General features: G+C 68.2%; 20 protein-coding genes and 1 tRNA gene. 8 read left to right on the forward strand and 13 right to left on the reverse strand.

The window, feature by feature from the left end; translation table 11 throughout:
* Positions 1-13: 13 nt before the first annotated feature.
* Positions 14-87, forward strand: a tRNA-Phe gene (locus tag FY251_RS15455).
* A 146-nt stretch (positions 88-233) separates the two neighbouring features.
* Here the strand turns inward: FY251_RS15455 and FY251_RS15460 are convergent.
* From FY251_RS15460 to FY251_RS15495, 9 genes are all read right to left on the reverse strand, one after another.
* A complete protein-coding gene (locus tag FY251_RS15460; RefSeq protein ID WP_148415983.1) occupies positions 234-1,037 on the reverse strand; it encodes a hypothetical protein in 804 nt (267 codons plus the stop codon).
* Between the two features lie 98 nt (positions 1,038-1,135).
* Positions 1,136-1,528 (reverse strand): helix-turn-helix domain-containing protein, encoded by a 393-nt coding sequence (locus tag FY251_RS15465; protein ID WP_148415984.1) that lies wholly within the window; start codon positions 1,526-1,528, stop codon positions 1,136-1,138.
* A 91-nt stretch (positions 1,529-1,619) separates the two neighbouring features.
* Positions 1,620-2,267, reverse strand: a complete 648-nt coding sequence (locus FY251_RS15470; protein WP_148415985.1) for a helix-turn-helix domain-containing protein — start codon at positions 2,265-2,267, stop codon at positions 1,620-1,622.
* 87 nt (positions 2,268-2,354) lie between these two features.
* Positions 2,355-2,816 (reverse strand): pyridoxamine 5'-phosphate oxidase family protein, encoded by a 462-nt coding sequence (locus FY251_RS15475; RefSeq protein WP_148415986.1) that lies wholly within the window; start codon positions 2,814-2,816, stop codon positions 2,355-2,357.
* A gap of 110 nt (positions 2,817-2,926) precedes the next feature.
* The gene (locus FY251_RS22635) at positions 2,927-3,073 is read right to left on the reverse strand and encodes a hypothetical protein (protein WP_008091730.1); all 147 of its coding nucleotides are present in this window, start codon (positions 3,071-3,073) and stop codon (positions 2,927-2,929) included.
* A gap of 106 nt (positions 3,074-3,179) precedes the next feature.
* A complete protein-coding gene (locus FY251_RS15480) occupies positions 3,180-3,341 on the reverse strand; it encodes a zinc ribbon domain-containing protein (protein WP_089779424.1) in 162 nt (53 codons plus the stop codon).
* A 112-nt stretch (positions 3,342-3,453) separates the two neighbouring features.
* The gene (locus FY251_RS15485) at positions 3,454-3,852 is read right to left on the reverse strand and encodes a helix-turn-helix domain-containing protein (protein WP_148415987.1); all 399 of its coding nucleotides are present in this window, start codon (positions 3,850-3,852) and stop codon (positions 3,454-3,456) included.
* A gap of 56 nt (positions 3,853-3,908) precedes the next feature.
* Positions 3,909-4,766: a DUF5995 family protein gene (locus tag FY251_RS15490; RefSeq protein ID WP_148415988.1), complete on the reverse strand. Its 858-nt coding sequence runs from the start codon at positions 4,764-4,766 to the stop codon at positions 3,909-3,911.
* A 118-nt stretch (positions 4,767-4,884) separates the two neighbouring features.
* Entirely contained in the window at positions 4,885-5,340 is a 456-nt protein-coding gene (locus FY251_RS15495; protein WP_148415989.1) for a pyridoxamine 5'-phosphate oxidase family protein, read from the reverse strand.
* A gap of 123 nt (positions 5,341-5,463) precedes the next feature.
* On the opposite strand from FY251_RS15495, the gene nucS reads away from it, so the two are divergent.
* The gene (nucS, locus tag FY251_RS15500; protein WP_148415990.1) at positions 5,464-6,282 is read left to right on the forward strand and encodes an endonuclease NucS; all 819 of its coding nucleotides are present in this window, start codon (positions 5,464-5,466) and stop codon (positions 6,280-6,282) included.
* On the opposite strand, the gene FY251_RS15505 is transcribed toward nucS, so the two are convergent.
* Complete coding sequence (locus tag FY251_RS15505) at positions 6,283-6,933, reverse strand: type 1 glutamine amidotransferase (protein WP_148415991.1); 651 nt, start codon at positions 6,931-6,933, stop codon at positions 6,283-6,285.
* A gap of 207 nt (positions 6,934-7,140) precedes the next feature.
* Between FY251_RS15505 and FY251_RS15510 the strand changes: the two genes are divergently transcribed.
* Both FY251_RS15510 and FY251_RS15515 read left to right on the forward strand, forming a co-directional pair.
* Positions 7,141-7,671, forward strand: coding sequence for a 50S ribosomal protein L16 (locus tag FY251_RS15510; RefSeq protein ID WP_004044437.1), 531 nt, complete (start codon positions 7,141-7,143; stop codon positions 7,669-7,671).
* 85 nt (positions 7,672-7,756) lie between these two features.
* Entirely contained in the window at positions 7,757-8,629 is an 873-nt protein-coding gene (locus tag FY251_RS15515; RefSeq protein WP_148415992.1) for a RimK family alpha-L-glutamate ligase, read from the forward strand.
* 24 nt (positions 8,630-8,653) lie between these two features.
* Here FY251_RS15515 and FY251_RS15520 read toward each other — a convergent pair whose 3' ends face one another.
* Positions 8,654-9,016, reverse strand: a complete 363-nt coding sequence (locus FY251_RS15520; RefSeq protein WP_004970480.1) for an Hsp20/alpha crystallin family protein — start codon at positions 9,014-9,016, stop codon at positions 8,654-8,656.
* Between the two features lie 268 nt (positions 9,017-9,284).
* On the opposite strand from FY251_RS15520, the gene gap reads away from it, so the two are divergent.
* Together gap and FY251_RS15530 are read left to right on the forward strand one after the other, a co-directional pair.
* On the forward strand, positions 9,285-10,337 hold the full coding sequence (gene gap / locus FY251_RS15525) for a type I glyceraldehyde-3-phosphate dehydrogenase (RefSeq protein ID WP_148415993.1): 1,053 nt from the start codon (positions 9,285-9,287) through the stop codon (positions 10,335-10,337).
* Positions 10,338-10,415: 78 nt separating this feature from the next.
* A complete protein-coding gene (locus FY251_RS15530) occupies positions 10,416-11,621 on the forward strand; it encodes a phosphoglycerate kinase (protein WP_148415994.1) in 1,206 nt (401 codons plus the stop codon).
* 12 nt (positions 11,622-11,633) lie between these two features.
* Here FY251_RS15530 and FY251_RS15535 read toward each other — a convergent pair whose 3' ends face one another.
* Positions 11,634-11,951, reverse strand: a complete 318-nt coding sequence (locus FY251_RS15535; protein WP_255516718.1) for a hypothetical protein — start codon at positions 11,949-11,951, stop codon at positions 11,634-11,636.
* A gap of 72 nt (positions 11,952-12,023) precedes the next feature.
* Between FY251_RS15535 and FY251_RS15540 the strand changes: the two genes are divergently transcribed.
* Positions 12,024-12,512, forward strand: a complete 489-nt coding sequence (locus FY251_RS15540) for a metallophosphoesterase (protein WP_148415996.1) — start codon at positions 12,024-12,026, stop codon at positions 12,510-12,512.
* A gap of 117 nt (positions 12,513-12,629) precedes the next feature.
* On the opposite strand, the gene FY251_RS15545 is transcribed toward FY251_RS15540, so the two are convergent.
* Positions 12,630-13,697, reverse strand: coding sequence for a type II glyceraldehyde-3-phosphate dehydrogenase (locus FY251_RS15545; RefSeq protein ID WP_148415997.1), 1,068 nt, complete (start codon positions 13,695-13,697; stop codon positions 12,630-12,632).
* A 190-nt stretch (positions 13,698-13,887) separates the two neighbouring features.
* On the opposite strand from FY251_RS15545, the gene FY251_RS15550 reads away from it, so the two are divergent.
* Positions 13,888-14,847 (forward strand): aminopeptidase, encoded by a 960-nt coding sequence (locus tag FY251_RS15550; protein WP_148415998.1) that lies wholly within the window; start codon positions 13,888-13,890, stop codon positions 14,845-14,847.
* Positions 14,848-14,927: the final 80 nt, after the last annotated feature.

A 14,927-nucleotide genomic window follows, 5' to 3' on the forward strand; every position in this document is an offset into this window, starting at 1 on the left:
TCTGTCGAATCGCGCCGCCTTAGCTCAGACTGGGAGAGCACTCGACTGAAGATCGAGCTGTCCCCGGTTCAAATCCGGGAGGCGGCATATTCTGAGATTCTGAGCGGAGCGAAGAATCGAAGAAACGACGCCGGACTGATTTGAACCAGCGAGCAACTCTCCGAGTCGCGAGTGAGGTTCAAATCCGGGAGGCGGTCCCATGTTAAGACCGAGAGTGACAGTTGAATCCCCGCCTACGCCCGCGCTTCGTCGAGCCACGCGGGTTCGTCGACGGTCGTCGAGCCGACGCCCGTGAGGGAGTACTCCCACGACCCGCTCACTTCGGTCCCGTCGTCCATCCGCCCCGAGAACGCCCACGATTCGTGGCGCGAGAGGCCGTCTCCGTCGACGAGGACGACGTACTCGAAGCTCGTGACCTCCAGGTTTCCGGGTTCGCCCTGCGCCGCGGCCGACCCGGCGAGAATCAGCGCCTCGTTGGCGGCCGACAGCTCGTAGCGCTCGACGGACGCGCCGTCGAACGTCTCGGTGCCGGCGAACGTGAGGTCGTCGTCAGCGCCGTACGCGCGGGCCTGCGAGAGCGCGATGGCGGTGGCGAGAACCTCCGTCGACCCCTCGTAGGAGGTGTAGGTGGCCTCGTCGCCGTCGCCGACCCGGACGTACGTCACGCCGTCAGCGACGAACTGCTCGACGGCCCCCGCGTCGGGTTGGCCGTCGGTCGTCGAGGTCGTGCGGGTGTACGACCGTTCGGCTTCGAGGTCGGCGGCGAACTCGCGGGTGACCGCGGTTTCGACGCCGTCCGCGTCGACGCCGGCGTACGACCAACTGACCGTGAAGCTCCCGGCGTCGCGGAGGAGGCGATCGGGGTCGTTCAACTCGAAGTCGTCGCCGTCGGTGGACCCGTCGACGGCCGCGCCGCCGCCGGTGGATTCGCCGGTATCGTCGGTCTGGGCGGCCGGCGCGACGTCCGCACCGCCGGCACACCCGGCGAGGAGCACGAGAACTGCGACAATCAGGACGGGAATACGCTCGGAGTACACGACGACCGTACGACGAGTGAAATCTTAAGTAGGCACCGCGAATCGCGTCGGTTCGGCGCTGTCGGCGGCGAGTACGGGTCAGCGAGCGAGCGCGCCGTTCAGGCCGTCACCGACGCCGACTCGGTCACGTCGCGGTGCGAGACCCGAACCTCGACGCCCGACGGGGTGACGGAGACGGTCACGTCGTCGACGGTGCGTTCGTATTCGGCCGTGTGGGCGCCGGACCGCGAGATGCGCAGGCGCTTCGAGAGGAGGCCGGCGTCCGCGAGCGGGTCGAGTTTTCGGTAGGTCGTCGAAAGCGGGAGGTCGCACGCCTCCGAGAGTTCGCTCGCCGAGCGGGCGACGCCGTCAGTCGCGTCGAGGATGCACCGGCAGTCGTCGTCTTCGAGAAGCGAGAACAGCGCGTCGACCTCGGCGTGGTCGTCGACGACGCGGGGTTCGGACGACGCGGTTGCAGAGCGGAAATCGAACGGGAGCGAAGCCTGACTCATACTTCTGTAGAATCGGCGAACGGGGACCAACGGACAACCCCGATAGCGTGGGACGTTTATATACTCCCGGCGGGCGGGGACGCGGCGGCCGCTAGCCCTCTTCGAGAATATCGCCGAGCAGTTTCGTCAGGGCGGCGGCGAGGTGTTCCGAGAACGTCGACTGGTTGATGCCGAGTTCCGCGGCGACCTCGGTCGCGTTGGCTCCGCGCGGGCGCTCGAAGTAGCCCATCCCGTAGGCGGTCTGGAGGACTTCGAGCTGGCGGGTGGTGAGCTTCCCGCGGTCGACGAAGACGCTGTCGCCGGGGGCGTCGCCGGTCGGCGAGCGCACGAGGCGCTTGATGTCGAGTCCCGGAAAGCGCTCGCGGAGTTCGCCGATTACGGCCTGGAGCTGTTCGTAGTCGGCGGCGTGGAAGACGAGCGTCAGGCTGCCGCGCTGGGCGAAGTAGCGGTCGACCGGACAGCCGAACTCGCCGAGGCACTCGCAGGGACAGCCGGCGCTCCCGTCGTGGGTGTAGCGGTAGAGATGCTTCGACCCGTAGGAGAAGATGGGTTCGAGCGCGGACGCCTCCGGCGGGTCGTCGGCCTCGACGACGAACTCGGAGACGCTGACGTCGCCGGGGGTCGAGACGACGCTGGTCGAGACGGAGTCGACGACGGAGTCCGTCGAGTGAGCGACCGAGGCGACGGGGCAGACCGACGGCGAGGCGAACTCGACCGTGGCGCGAATACCGGCTGGCATCGTGTTACGCGCGGGCGATTTGGGGGTCGCCGCGGGACGGGGCGACCGCCGCGACGAGGGCCGTCCCGGATGCGACGACAGCGGGCATTACTGTTCGGGCTCCGCGTCGTCCAGTTCGACGGCCCGGCCGCCCAGCGTCTCGGGGTCGAGTTCGAACAGTTGGATGTCGAGGTCGCGTTTCGTCTCGCCCCAGATTTCGAACAGCGGGCGCTTGGCCTTGCCGTACTGGACGATTCGTTCGACGGTCAGCTCGTCGGGGTCGACGCGTTCGAGCGTCCCCTCGGCGATGATGCTCCGATAGCTCCCGTCGTTCGACTCGTGGACGACGAGTCGCGCCCGCGGCGACGACGTGAGGAACTGCCGCTTTTCGCTTTCGGGCGTGGAGACGAGCCGAAGATAGAAGCGGCCGCTCTCGCCGTCGTAGCCGTAGGAGATGGGTATCGCGTATGGTTCGTCCGCCTTCGCGAGCGAGAGGACGCCCGTCTCGTGACGAGCGAGAACCCCGTGTATCTCGTCGGGCGAGAGTTCGGTCTGTTGGTCCAGAGACATCGGTTCGTACCACCAAACTCGTGGCCGACGTAATTACTGTTACTTCTCGGCGACGTCCGAGAGTACCCAGTCTGGCGAAACCGGGGGACTCGGTCGCGGCCGAGGGGCGCTCAAGCGGTCGAAAACGCGTCCGGCGTGAGCGCGGCGCTGCAGATGACACAGCCGTTTTCGAGGAGGGCGTCGCGCATGGAGTCGTTGACCAGCATGGACTCCGCACACTCCGGGCAGACGAATGTGTAGTCCGCGCTGTCGCTCATGTGGTTCGTAGTACGCGTGGCACACGTATATGTAGCCTACTGTTTTTCGAACGCCGAGCGCGCGCCGGGCCGCGCGCCGCGGCCGGACGCGACGACGGAGTGAGGCTCACGCGGGACATGGGTCGAAGGCGTCGGTCGAGGCGGGGCTTCCGCAGATGGGACAGCCGCGTTCGAGGACCGCCGCGCGCATCCCGCCGTTGACGGCGAACCCCTCGCCGCACTGCGGACACGTGAACTCGTAGTCGTCCGTCGGCGACATCGCGCTCATCAGTCCACCTCCGGCGAGGCGAGCGCCGTCTCCGTTCGCTCCGTCCGTGGGGTCGGGTCGACGCTCCGCGCCGCGGTCGGCGACGGCGAGGGCGTCGACGCTCTCGTCGCGGTCATCGCGACCGACCCTCCGCGCCGTCTTCGCCGCCGTCGGTGGCGACCTGCCGGAACGCGAGCGACACGCCCGCGTCGTCGAACGAAAACGAGAGCGTGTCGAAGTTGGTCGCGAACTCCCGCGGGTGGTGCGCCGCGGTCTGGATACGGAGTCGCTCGTCGAGGAGCGACGCCTCGGTGAGCCGGTCGAGCTTCCGGTAGACCGTCGACAGCGGCACGTCACAGAGTTCGGCGCACTCCTGTGCGGTCCGCGGGGCCTCGTCGCAGGCGGCGAGGATGCGCCGACTGTCGCCGTCGCTGAGCGCGGAGAGGGCGCTCGACGGGTCAGAGAGGACGTGGCTGCGGCGCGAGTTTCGGGTCAGCGACTGTTCGACGGCGGAGACGGATGACGCGTTCATACATCTATAGACAGCCGACAACGGGAGGTATCTCCTCCCGCGCTATCCGGGGAGGTTTAAGTACTCGGCCCGTCGCCGGCTTCGAGTTGCGCCAGTCTGCGGCGCACCGCGGGGTTCGAACTCGGCGCGAGGATGAAGTGGCCCGCGCCCATCGCGAGGCTCCGCAAGTACCAGTAGACGACGCGCTCGACCGGGCGGAACCGGCCGTCCGTCAGGGCGACCGCGCCGCGCCACGCGTTCCGTCGCCCCTCGCGGAGCGTGAAAAACGACAGCGCCTCGTCGAACCGCCCCAGCGACTCGTCGATGTCGGCGACGCCGTCGGCGTACCGCTCGGCGATGAGAGCCTGTTCCTCGTCGACGAGACGGCGGAGGACCCGATTTATCCGGCGGTGGTCGTCGTACTTCGCGGGGCGGTCGGGGTCGATGCCGACCTCGTGGAGCGCCAGCGCGAGGTCGTAGTTGACGTGCGCGTTGACGCCGAGCAACACGTCCTGCACGACGAGCGACTCCCCGGCGAGCGCCGTCTCGAAGGAGAGTCGCCACGGGTCGGGCACGTCGTCGTGGTCGCCGCGCTCGAAGGCGCGGAACGCCCGGCGGTAGTGGTCCGCGAAGGTGACGAGGTAGTCGGCGACCCACTCGGGGTCGGTGAATTTGTCGCCGCCGAGTCCGCGGTCGACCTCGGCGGTCACGCGGACGTAAATCGTCAGGAAGGCGGCGCGGCGGTCGCCGCGCTCGTACAGGAGCGATTCGAGCGCCGACAGGCGGTCGCGGGCGTCGGCCACGTCTCGGAACGGCGCGTCGACGAGGGCGAGAACCTCCGCGCTCGCGTCGCGGACGACGCCGGAGAGAGAGGGGTTCGGCGTCCGCACCGCGGCCGCGAGCTTCCTTCCCTCCTCGAACGTCGTCCGTCGCATAGGCTGCATTCTCAGACGGTCCCGGGTTCGATAACGATACCGGCGTTCGGGGGTCAACCCCGGCGTTCGAGGGTTGACCGCACCGGTGGCCGCGGCGGGTCACTCGATGGCGCGGCGCTCACGCGCGCCGGCGCTGGAGACCGGACCGAGCGTCGATACGAAGCTCCCACCCGAGGATGTCCTGCATCGGCTCCGTCTCCGAGAACAGGGTCGGGTACCACGCGTTGTCTTCGAGCACGTCGCGGACGCGGTCCCAGTCGCCGTCGTCGACCCGGCGGAGTTCGCCGTCGACGACGACGCTCTCCCACTCGTCCCGCGAAGGGGCGTTCCAGACGGCGAAGCTCGCGCGGGCGGTCCGCTCGGCGAACGCGGTCTTCTTCGATGACTCGCCGGGGCGGAGGAAAACAAAGTAGAGCCGCCCCCGGTCGGCGTCGTAGCCGAACGAGAGGGGAATCCCGTAGGCGACGCCGTCGTCCGCGAGCGAGAGGACGCCGACGCCCTCCTCGCGGAGCAGGCGGTCTATCTCCTCGGCCGGCATCTCGATTCGGTTGTGGTCGGCGAAACTCGGGGGCATGTGAGATATACGCACGGAGGCGACATAAGCCTGCCAGCGAATCGGAACGACCGGCGAGCGCCGCGGGCGACGCGCGACGCGGGGCTTATCCCCGACGACGACGAACCGCGGGACGACACCCGGATGACGGTGAACACACTCCACCGGCCGACGCACCGAGACGCCCTCGTCCACCTCGAAGCCGCCTTCGAGCGCGGCGACATGGTGACGATATTCGGTCGGTGTACGGTCGACTACGACGGCCGCGCGACGAGCGAACTCGGTCCCGGCGACCGCCTCGTGGTGCTGAAGCCGGACGGCTCGATTCTGGTCCACACCGACGAGAAGCGGACGCCCGTCAACTGGCAGCCGCCGGGATGCACCCATTCCGCGAGCGTCCGCGACGGCCGGCTCCGGGTCCGAAGCACGCGCACGAGCCCCGACGAGCGACTCGACGTGCAGTTCGAGCGCGTCGAGCAGTGTTCGGCCTACGCCGTCAACGACCGCAGCGACCTCGAACTCGTCGGCAGCGAGGAGGACCTGCGCCAGCACATCCTCTCGGACCCCGACGTCCTCGAAGCGGGCTTCGAGCCGCTCGAAACCGAGCGGCAGAGCGACGCGGGCGCTATCGACATCTTCGGCGAGGACGCCGACGGCGTCGCGGTCGTCGTGGAGTTGAAGCGCCGGCGCGTCGGCCCCTCGGCGGCGAGTCAGCTTCGCCGGTACGTGGACGCGCTCCACCGCGAGTTCGGCGACGACGAGCCGGTTCGCGGCGTGCTCGTCGCCCCCTCGGTCACGGAGCGAGCCGCCGACATGCTCGACCGCGAGGGGCTGGAGTTCGTCGCGCTCGACCCCGAGACGGGCGAGCCGCCGGCCGAGGAGGACGACGGCGAGAGCCGGGACGAAAGAGAAACAGCAGACGGCGACGGCGATGGCGACACCGACGACGGCGACGACGCCTAATCAGTCCAGCCCGGCGGCGGCGACGAAGTTCTCGACGGTTCGGTCGGCCGTCACGCCGCCGAAGTCGCGGTCGGCGTCGCTTTCGGGCCAGCCGAAGTCGTCGGCGACGCGGTCGAGGAGGGCGGCCGTGAACTCGGGGTGGTACTGGACCGTCCAGACGGGCGCGTCCTCGTGGCGCGTGGCGAGGTGGTCGTAGTAGTCCGCGGCGGCGACGGTCTCCATGCGGTCGCCGGGGGCGACGACGTAGTCGCCGTGGACCATCGGGATGCGCCCGGAGACGCCCTCGAACAGGGGGTCGTCGCCGAGGTCGACGTCGGCGATGCCGCGGCGCTGGTCGCCGGCTTCGACGGTGCCGCCGAGGGCGTCGTTGACGAGTTGGTGACCGAAGCAGACGCCGAGCGTGGGCAGTTCGCGGGCGACGAGGTCGCGGGCGAGCAGGCGCGCGTCGTCGAGCCACGGCCGCCCGTCGGTCTCGTAGACGCCCGCGGTGCTCCCGGTGAGGACGACGGCGTCGACGTCCGAGAGCGTCGGGAGACCGTCGTCGGGAAGCGAGTGAACGGTCCCCTCGCGGCCGTCGAGCGCGAGGTCGGCGAGCGCGTCGGTGAAGTACGCGGGGCCGTTCGCGGGCATACAGTCGCAGACGAGCAACATGGTCCGAATCGTGACGGTGGCGGCGCATAAGCGTGTCTCCCGGCGGGGACGGGCGGCCCGTCCGCCACCGGCGCTCGGCGCTGCTCGACTACGGTTCGGCGGCCCATCGCGGCGAACCGGCGTGCGAGCCCCTGACACGACCGCGGCGGGCGAATGAAGCTTCGAAGCGTTTTTAGCCCGCCTGACCCTTCGGTTTCACAAGTAACCATGTCAGACAAACCCGCCTCTATGTACCGGGAGATTACGAACCCGGCGTACACCCGACGCGAGTACATCACGGGCATCCCCGGTTCGAAGATCGCACAGCACAACATGGGCGACCTGCAGGCCGACCCCGAGGACTACCCCGTCCAGATCAGCCTGAAGGTCGAAGAGGAAGTGCAGATTCGCCACGGTTCGCTCGAATCCGCGCGTCTGTCTGCCAACCGCCTCATGCTCAAGCACGCGGGCGAAAAGCAGTACAAGATGATTCTGCGCAAGTTCCCGCACCACGTCATCCGCGAGAACAAGCAGGCGACCGGCGCGGGTGCGGACCGCGTCTCCGACGGGATGCGCCAGTCGTTCGGGAAGGTCGTCGGGACCGCCGCTCGCATCCCCAAGGGCGAGACCGTGTTCACCATCTACTGCGACGTCGAGGACGCGGAGACGGCGAAGGACGCCTTCCGCCGCGCGTACAACAAGATGTCGCCGCCGTGCCGCATCGTCGTCGACCGCGGCGAAGAACTGCTCGTCGCGTAAGTTCGCGTCTGCGCGCCGGCGCGTGCTCGGAACGCGCCTCGCCTCGAACCCACCATTTTTGCCCCGGGACCCCGCCTCGTAGCGTATGCTTCGGTTGGCGGTCACCACCTCCAGCGAGACGTTCGAGCGAATGCGCGGCCCGCTCGGCGACCGCGGCATCGACGTGGGACACCTCCCCGCCGAGGGGTTCGCGCTCGACCTCTCGACGCCGCCGGCCGAGCCGTTCGACGTCGGCTTCGTCTATCCCTCCCGCCCGATGGAGGGCGGCGTCGTCACCGCCAGACACGACCTCCCGTGGGTGAACACGCGCGAGGACGTCCTCACCTCGCGGAACAAGGCGGGCGTCATCGCGGCGCTCGAACGCGCCGGCCTGCCGGTCCCGCGGAGCGTCTGCGTCTCGAACCCGGCCGACGAGTCCGACCTGCTCGACGCCGTCGAATCCGCGGACCTCGACTATCCCGTGGTCGTCAAGCCGAACTCCACGACCCGGGGCGTCGGCATCGCCAAGGCCCACGACCCGGACTCCCTTTCGGGCCACGCGGACGTGCTGAGCCTCGTCCACGACTTCCGAGCGACCGGCGACAAGTCCTTCCTGATTCAGGAGTGGCTCCCGGACGCGCGAGACTACCGGGCGATGGTGCTCGACGGCGAGGTCGTCGGCGCGGTGGAGCGCCGCCTGTCCGACGGCGCGCGCGACGGCGGGCGCTGGAAGCACAACGTCCACCGCGGCGCGGAGGCGGTCGGCGTGGCCCTCCCGAAGCGACACCGCGACCTCGCCGAGGCGGTCGCCGAGGAGTTGGGCATCCGCTATCTCGGCGTGGACCTGCTCGAATCCGACGGACGGGTCGTCGTCTCGGAGACGAACGCGCGGCCGACCATCGACGACGACGCGAAGTACGACGACGGCTTTTTCGACCGACTGGCGGCGCTCGTCGAGCGGGTCGCAAAGAAATCCTGAGCGGGCCGCGGCGAAGTCGAGTCGTTACTCGACGTCGATGGCGGCGGAGTCCTCGGCGCGGTCGAACGTGACCTGCAGGACGCCGTTGTTGAAGGTGGCCGACGCGGAGTGTTCGTCGACGCGGGCCGGGAGGCGGATGCGTTCGTCGTACTCGCGGCGGTCACCGGCGGCGCTGATAGTCAGCGTCTCACCGTCGCACTTGAGGTCGATGGCGTCTTTGTCGACGCCCGGGAGGTCCGCGACGAGTCGGAGTGTAGAGCCCTCATCGTACACGTCGATGTGGGTCTCGGAGGCGAATCCGGCGTCGCCTCCGGTCATGTCGTTCATCATCCGTTCGATTTCGTCGAAGATGTTGTCGAACGGGTCGTCGCGGTCGTCTCTGACCATGAGGGCCGCTATGAAATCGGAGGATAAAACGTTTCTGCCTGTGACAGTCACCTGCCAGCGAATCGCCAGAATTCGGCCGCGAGCGCCCGTCTACAACCCGACCGCTCGACCCACCGGTTAGCGTATCAATCTCCGCACGTGTCTGATCGATCCTGTTCGTTTCTGTCGGGATTGTGATTGTGAATGAAAGGTAACGTTCGATTCAGTCGGATTTACCGAAACAGATATACTCTTGCGCCCGGCATATCAATACGGATACTACTCGAACATGAGTGAAAAATCCTACCTCAGCGCGGGCGAGAACGTGGACGAATCGGACGTGGTGCGGGTGGCACTCAACGGCTTCGGCCGCATCGGCCGGAACATCTTCCGTGCCGTCCTCGACAACCCGAAGGTCGAACTGGTCGCCATCAACGACGTCATGGACTTCGACGACATGGCGTACCTCGCGAAGTACGACTCCGTCATGGGCCGACTCGACGGCGTCGAGCGCGACGGCGACTCGCTTTCCATCGGCGGCACCTCGGTGGGCCTCTACAACGTCCAGTCCCCCGCGGAGCTTCCGTGGGGCGAACTCGACGTGGACGTGGCGCTCGAATGTACGGGCATCTTCCGCACGAAGGAAGACGCCTCCGCACACCTCGAAGCGGGCGCGGACAAGGTCGTCATCTCCGCGCCGCCGAAGGGCGACGAGCCGGTCAAGCAGATCGTCTACGGCGTCAACCACGACGAGTACGACGGCGAGGACGTCGTCTCGAACGCCTCCTGTACGACCAACTCCGTCACGCCGGTCGCGAAGGTGCTCGACGAGGAGTTCGGCATCGAGAACGGTCTCCTGACGACCGTCCACGCCTACACGGGCAGCCAGAACCTCATCGACAGCCCCCACGCGAAGCAGCGCCGCGGGCGCGCCGCCGCCGAGAACATCGTCCCGACGACGACCGGCGCGGCGCAGGCGGCCACCCAGATTCTGCCCCAGCTCGACGGCAAGCTCGACGGCATGGCGATTCGAGTCCCCGTGCCGAACGGCTCGCTCACCGAGCTCGTCGTCCGCCTCGAAGACAAGCCCTCGGTCGAGGAGATCAACGACGCCTTCCGCGCCGCGGCCGACTCCGGCCCGCTCGCGGGCGTCCTCGGCTACACCGACGACGAGGTCACCTCGCGTGACATCCTCGGCCTGCCGTTCTCCAGCACCGTCGACCTCAACACGACCAACCAGGTCAACGACGGCGGCCTCTACAAGATTCTGACGTGGTACGACAACGAGTACGGGTTCTCCAACCGGATGCTCGACGTCGCCCACTTCGTCACGCACCAGTAGACACCGCCGCCGCGAATCGCCCGCGATTTCAGCGCGAGCTACCCACCACTAAGTAATCCCTCCACGTTCTTCCACCCGATGTTCAAGACCCTCGACGACCTCGACCCGGAGCAGCGCGTACTCGTCCGACTCGACCTCAATTCGCCGGTCGAAGACGGCGAGGTCCAAGACAACCGACGGTTCGACCGCCACGCGGAGACCGTCCGCGAGCTCGCCGAGGCCGGCCACCGCGTCGTCCTCATGGCCCACCAGGGCCGCCCCGGCGGCGACGACTTCGTCTCGCTCGAACAGCACGCCGACATCCTCGCGAGCCACATCGACCGCGACGTGGGATTCGTCGCCGATACGTATGGTGAGGACGCTATCGCCGCCATCGACGCGCTCGAAGCGGGCGAGGTGCTCCTCCTCGAAAACACGCGGATGTGCGACGAGGAGCTTCCCGAGGAGGACCCCGAAGTCAAGGCCGACACCGAGTTCGTCCGGACCCTCGCCGAGCACGTCGACGCCTACGTCAACGACGCCTACTCGGCGGCCCACCGCTCGCACGCCTCGCTGGTCGGCTTCCCGCTCGTGTTACCCGCCTACGCGGGCCGCGTGATGCAGACCGAGTACGAGGCGAACTCCTCTATCGCCACCCGCGAGTTCGACGGGCAGGTGACGATGGTCGTCGGCGGGACGAAAGCCACCGACGTCATCGACGTGATGAACAACCTCGGCGACAAGGTCGACCAGTTCCTCCTCGGCGGTATCGCGGGTGAGCTGTTCCTCCGCGCCGCCGGCAACGACGTCGGCTTCGACCTCGAAGGGATGGACTTCTTCGACGACCAGTGGGAGGAAAACCGCGAGACCATCGAGTCGCTTCTCGACGAGCGCGGCGACCAGATTAAGCTCGCGGTCGACCTCGCCTACGAGAACGAGACCGACGACCGCGGCGAGATCGCGGTCGCCAACATCACCGAGAAGGACCGCGCGTACCTCGACGTGGGCTCGATGACGGTCGACGAGTACGACCCCATCATCCGCGACTCCGAGGCCGTCTTCGTGAAGGGCGCGCTCGGCCTGTTCGAAGACGAGCGCTTCGCGGTCGGCACGACCGGCGTCCTCCGCGCCATCGCCGAGACCGACTGCTTTTCGGTCGTCGGCGGCGGCGACACCTCCCGCGCCATCGAGATGTACGGCATGGACGAGTCCGACTTCGGCCACGTCTCCATCGCCGGCGGCGCGTACATCCGCGCGCTGACCGGCGCGCCGCTCGCCGGCGTCGAGGCGCTGAAGCAGGACTAAACGCGCGTAGCGTCACCCGTCTCTCTTCTCGGCGAACGCGCCGGCCGCGCCGTCGACGAGAATCGTGACGCCGCCCGCGAAGACCAACAGCGTGAGGAGTCCGCCGACGGCGTTGTCGTCGGGGAAGTCCCCCGAGGCGCGAACCGCCAGCGTCCACCCGGCGCTGAACGCCGCGTAGCCCGCCATCGCCGCGCCGATGGCGACGTTCGTTCCGCCGCCGAGCGTCACGCTGAGCGCCGACGACCCGACTTCCCCGGTATCGTCGGCGGCGGTCTCGGCGGAGCCGCCCGTCTCGCCCGCGTCGCCGTCGGAGTCGTCGCGTTCTGACACGTCCCGAACGGGGACCACGCGGGACATAAGTGTCACCCAACGTTGATAGCCGACGCCGCCGAAGCGACGCGCATGAAACTCGGCGTCGTCTCCGACACGCACGACAACCTCGACTACGTCGAAGCCGCGGTCTCGCACTTCGAATCGGAGGGCGTGGACGCGGTCGTCCACTGCGGCGACATCGTCGCCCCCTTCTCGGCCGCGCCGTTCGACGCGGACTTCGACTTCCACGCCGTCCGCGGCAACAACGACGGCGAGTGGGCGCTCCGCGAGGCGGTCGAGTCGTTCGGCACCTACCACGACGACTTCGCGCACTTGACGCTCGACGGCCAAGAGATAGCGGTCTACCACGGCACCGAGGCCGGGCTGGTCGACGCGCTCGTCGAGTCCGAGACGTACGACTTCGTCCTGCGCGGCCACACCCACGAGCGGGTGGTCGAACACCGCGGGAAGACGACGCACGTCAACCCCGGCGGCCTGCCGATTCCCGGCGCGGACGACGAGTTCCACGTCGCGGTCGTGGACCTCGACACCGGGAACGTCGCGTCGCGGTCGCTCTGAGGGAGCGAAGCGAGTGGGTGGAAAAGTCGTGGACGCACTACACTGTCCCGAACCGTCCCGTACTGCACCGAACCGCATCGAATCGAACCGCACCGAACTGAGCAGGCGATTCGCCGATTAGTCGTCGGCGAACTCCGCGCGCGCCTGCTCAGCGAATCCGGACGGGCTACCGGAGATGCCGATACCGAGCGTCTGGTCCGTGAGTTCCATGCTCGTCTGCTGGTCTTCGGTGTCGAACATCGCGCGGATGGCGTCGACGTTCTCGGGAATCACGTCGGACTGCTGGTGGATGGCCTGGAACAGGTAGAGGTCCCGGCCGTTGACGCCGATGGACTCGCCCCACACGCAGTTTTCCCACATGTCGCCGCGCGGGCGGCCCGCGTCGAGCGCGAAGTCCATGAGTTTGCCCGCGCCGTCGATGCCCATCCCCTCCGGGATGACGTAGACGCGGTTCTCGCCTTCGAGCAGTTGGCGGACGTGCGCGCCGGTCACGTCGTCTTCGAGCGTGACGTTGAGCGCGTGGACGTGCATCAGCGTCGCCGGCACCTTCAGCCCGAGCGTGTCGATTTCGAGGTCCGGGAAGATGGTCTTCACGTCGGGGCCGTGGTGAGAAGGAATCTTGATGGGGTTCGGGAGGATGTCGTTTATCGGCCCGCGGGAGTTCTGACCGGGGTCGCCGCCGCGGCGGACGAGCGTCGCCCGGACCTTCTCGACGCCGTACTCGGCTTCGAGCGGCGCGATGATGCGCGACAGTCCCGTCGTGTTACAGGAGACGACGCGGACGTAGTCGGCGTCGGTGGCGGCGTCGAAGTTGGCCCGCGCGTTGAAGCTCACGTCGGCCACGTCGGCGTCCTCGCCGCCCTGGAAGATGGCGGGCGTGTGGTGGGTCTCGTACAGTTCGCGGTTCTCCGCGCCGATGCCGGACGGCGTGCAGTCGACGATGATGTCCGCCTTGGCAACCAGTTCGTCCACCTCGCCGGCGAGGTCGACGCCGGCTTCGGAAAACAGCGGCGAGCGTTCCGGAATCGCGGCGTACATCGGGTAGCCGCGTTCGCCCGCGGTGTGCGCCTCGAAGTTGGGTTGGGTCTTGGCCACGCCGATGAGTTCCATGTCGGGCTGCGCGTGGACCGCGTCGGCGACGCGCTTGCCGATAGTGCCGTAGCCGTTGACACCCACTCGTATCATGGGAGACAAACGACCGGGGCCGACTATAGTTATTTCGATGGTTAATACTTAGAAATTAACTCTCGGGCGAGTGAGTCCCTCGATTACCTCCGAGGCGAGTGAAACCCTCGATTCGGGGCGGGAGAGGCCAGAACCGAACGGGGGGAACGGGATGGGAACGCCTAACAGCGCCGGCGGCGCAGGTGTGAACATGCCCGAATCCGACGCAGACCTCCGCGCCGCCAGCGAGACGGCGGTCCGCCAGTGTCTCGACCTCCAACCCGACGAGTCGCTCGTCGTCGTCACCGACGACAAGCGCGAGCGCATCGGCGAGGCGCTCTACGAGGTCGCGAGCGAGGTGACCGACGACGCCGCAATCGTCCGCTACCCGCCGGGGAACCAACACGGCGAGGAGCCGCCCGCGCCGGTCGCCGCCGCGATGCGGGCCTGCGACGCCTTCCTCGCGCCGACGACGAAGAGCCTGAGCCACACCCGCGCCCGCGGCGACGCCTGCGACGCCGGCGCTCGCGGCGCGACCCTCCCCGGCATCACCGAGGAGGTGTTCGTCACCGGCCTCGACGCCGACTACGACGCCATCTACGACCACAGCGCGGCGATGCTCGACGCCGTCGGCGACGCCGACGAACTGCGCGTCACGACCGAGAAGGGCACGGACATCACGTTCGTCCGCGGCGACCGCGAGTGGCTCGCCGACACCGGCGCAATCGCGGAGGCCGGCTCGTTCTCGAACCTCCCCGCGGGCGAAATCTTCCTCAGCCCCGCGTCCGCGACGGGCACCTACGTCGTCGACGGGACGATGATGCCCCACGGCCTCCTCGACGAGGGACAGGAGCTCCGCTTCGAGGTCGAAGACGGCTCCGTCACCGAGATTTCCGACGACGACATCCGCGAGCAGGTCGAGGCCGCGGCCGAGGAGGTCGGCGACGACGCCTACAACCTCGCCGAAATCGGCATCGGCACCAACGTCGGCGTGACCGACCTCGTCGGCTCCGTCCTGCTCGACGAGAAGGCCGCGGGCACGGTCCACATCGCCATCGGCGACGACGCCGGCATCGGCGGCGACACGGACGCGCCGCTCCACCTCGACGGTATCATCCGCGAGCCGACGGTGTACGCCGACGGCGAGGAAGTCGACCTGCCGCAGCCCTGAGCGGGCGCACGCCGCGACCGCGGCCGGCCGTTCGGTTCGCCGAGCGAGCGTCCTGCCACCGACTCCCACGCCGAAACGGA

The organism is Haloferax sp. KTX1, assembly GCF_902410085.1.
Taxonomy (GTDB): domain Archaea; phylum Halobacteriota; class Halobacteria; order Halobacteriales; family Haloferacaceae; genus Haloferax; species Haloferax massiliensis.

Bases quoted from the DNA above. Each gene is read 5' to 3' on its own strand.
- FY251_RS15545 (WP_148415997.1), bottom strand. From the start codon at position 13,697: ATGATACGAGTGGGTGTCAACGGCTACGGCACTATCGGCAAGCGCGTC.
- FY251_RS15550 (WP_148415998.1), top strand. From the start codon at position 13,888: ATGCCCGAATCCGACGCAGACCTCCGCGCCGCCAGCGAGACGGCGGTC.
- FY251_RS15505 (WP_148415991.1), bottom strand. From the start codon at position 6,933: ATGTTGCTCGTCTGCGACTGTATGCCCGCGAACGGCCCCGCGTACTTC.
- FY251_RS15490 (WP_148415988.1), bottom strand. From the start codon at position 4,766: ATGCGACGGACGACGTTCGAGGAGGGAAGGAAGCTCGCGGCCGCGGTG.
- FY251_RS15475 (WP_148415986.1), bottom strand. From the start codon at position 2,816: ATGTCTCTGGACCAACAGACCGAACTCTCGCCCGACGAGATACACGGG.
- FY251_RS15465 (WP_148415984.1), bottom strand. From the start codon at position 1,528: ATGAGTCAGGCTTCGCTCCCGTTCGATTTCCGCTCTGCAACCGCGTCG.
- gap (WP_148415993.1), top strand. From the start codon at position 9,285: ATGAGTGAAAAATCCTACCTCAGCGCGGGCGAGAACGTGGACGAATCG.
- FY251_RS15480 (WP_089779424.1), bottom strand. From the start codon at position 3,341: ATGAGCGCGATGTCGCCGACGGACGACTACGAGTTCACGTGTCCGCAG.
- FY251_RS22635 (WP_008091730.1), bottom strand. From the start codon at position 3,073: ATGAGCGACAGCGCGGACTACACATTCGTCTGCCCGGAGTGTGCGGAG.
- FY251_RS15540 (WP_148415996.1), top strand. From the start codon at position 12,024: ATGAAACTCGGCGTCGTCTCCGACACGCACGACAACCTCGACTACGTC.
- nucS (WP_148415990.1), top strand. From the start codon at position 5,464: ATGACGGTGAACACACTCCACCGGCCGACGCACCGAGACGCCCTCGTC.
- FY251_RS15515 (WP_148415992.1), top strand. From the start codon at position 7,757: ATGCTTCGGTTGGCGGTCACCACCTCCAGCGAGACGTTCGAGCGAATG.
- FY251_RS15520 (WP_004970480.1), bottom strand. From the start codon at position 9,016: ATGGTCAGAGACGACCGCGACGACCCGTTCGACAACATCTTCGACGAA.
- FY251_RS15510 (WP_004044437.1), top strand. From the start codon at position 7,141: ATGTCAGACAAACCCGCCTCTATGTACCGGGAGATTACGAACCCGGCG.
- FY251_RS15470 (WP_148415985.1), bottom strand. From the start codon at position 2,267: ATGCCAGCCGGTATTCGCGCCACGGTCGAGTTCGCCTCGCCGTCGGTC.
- FY251_RS15495 (WP_148415989.1), bottom strand. From the start codon at position 5,340: ATGCCCCCGAGTTTCGCCGACCACAACCGAATCGAGATGCCGGCCGAG.
- FY251_RS15485 (WP_148415987.1), bottom strand. From the start codon at position 3,852: ATGAACGCGTCATCCGTCTCCGCCGTCGAACAGTCGCTGACCCGAAAC.
- FY251_RS15530 (WP_148415994.1), top strand. From the start codon at position 10,416: ATGTTCAAGACCCTCGACGACCTCGACCCGGAGCAGCGCGTACTCGTC.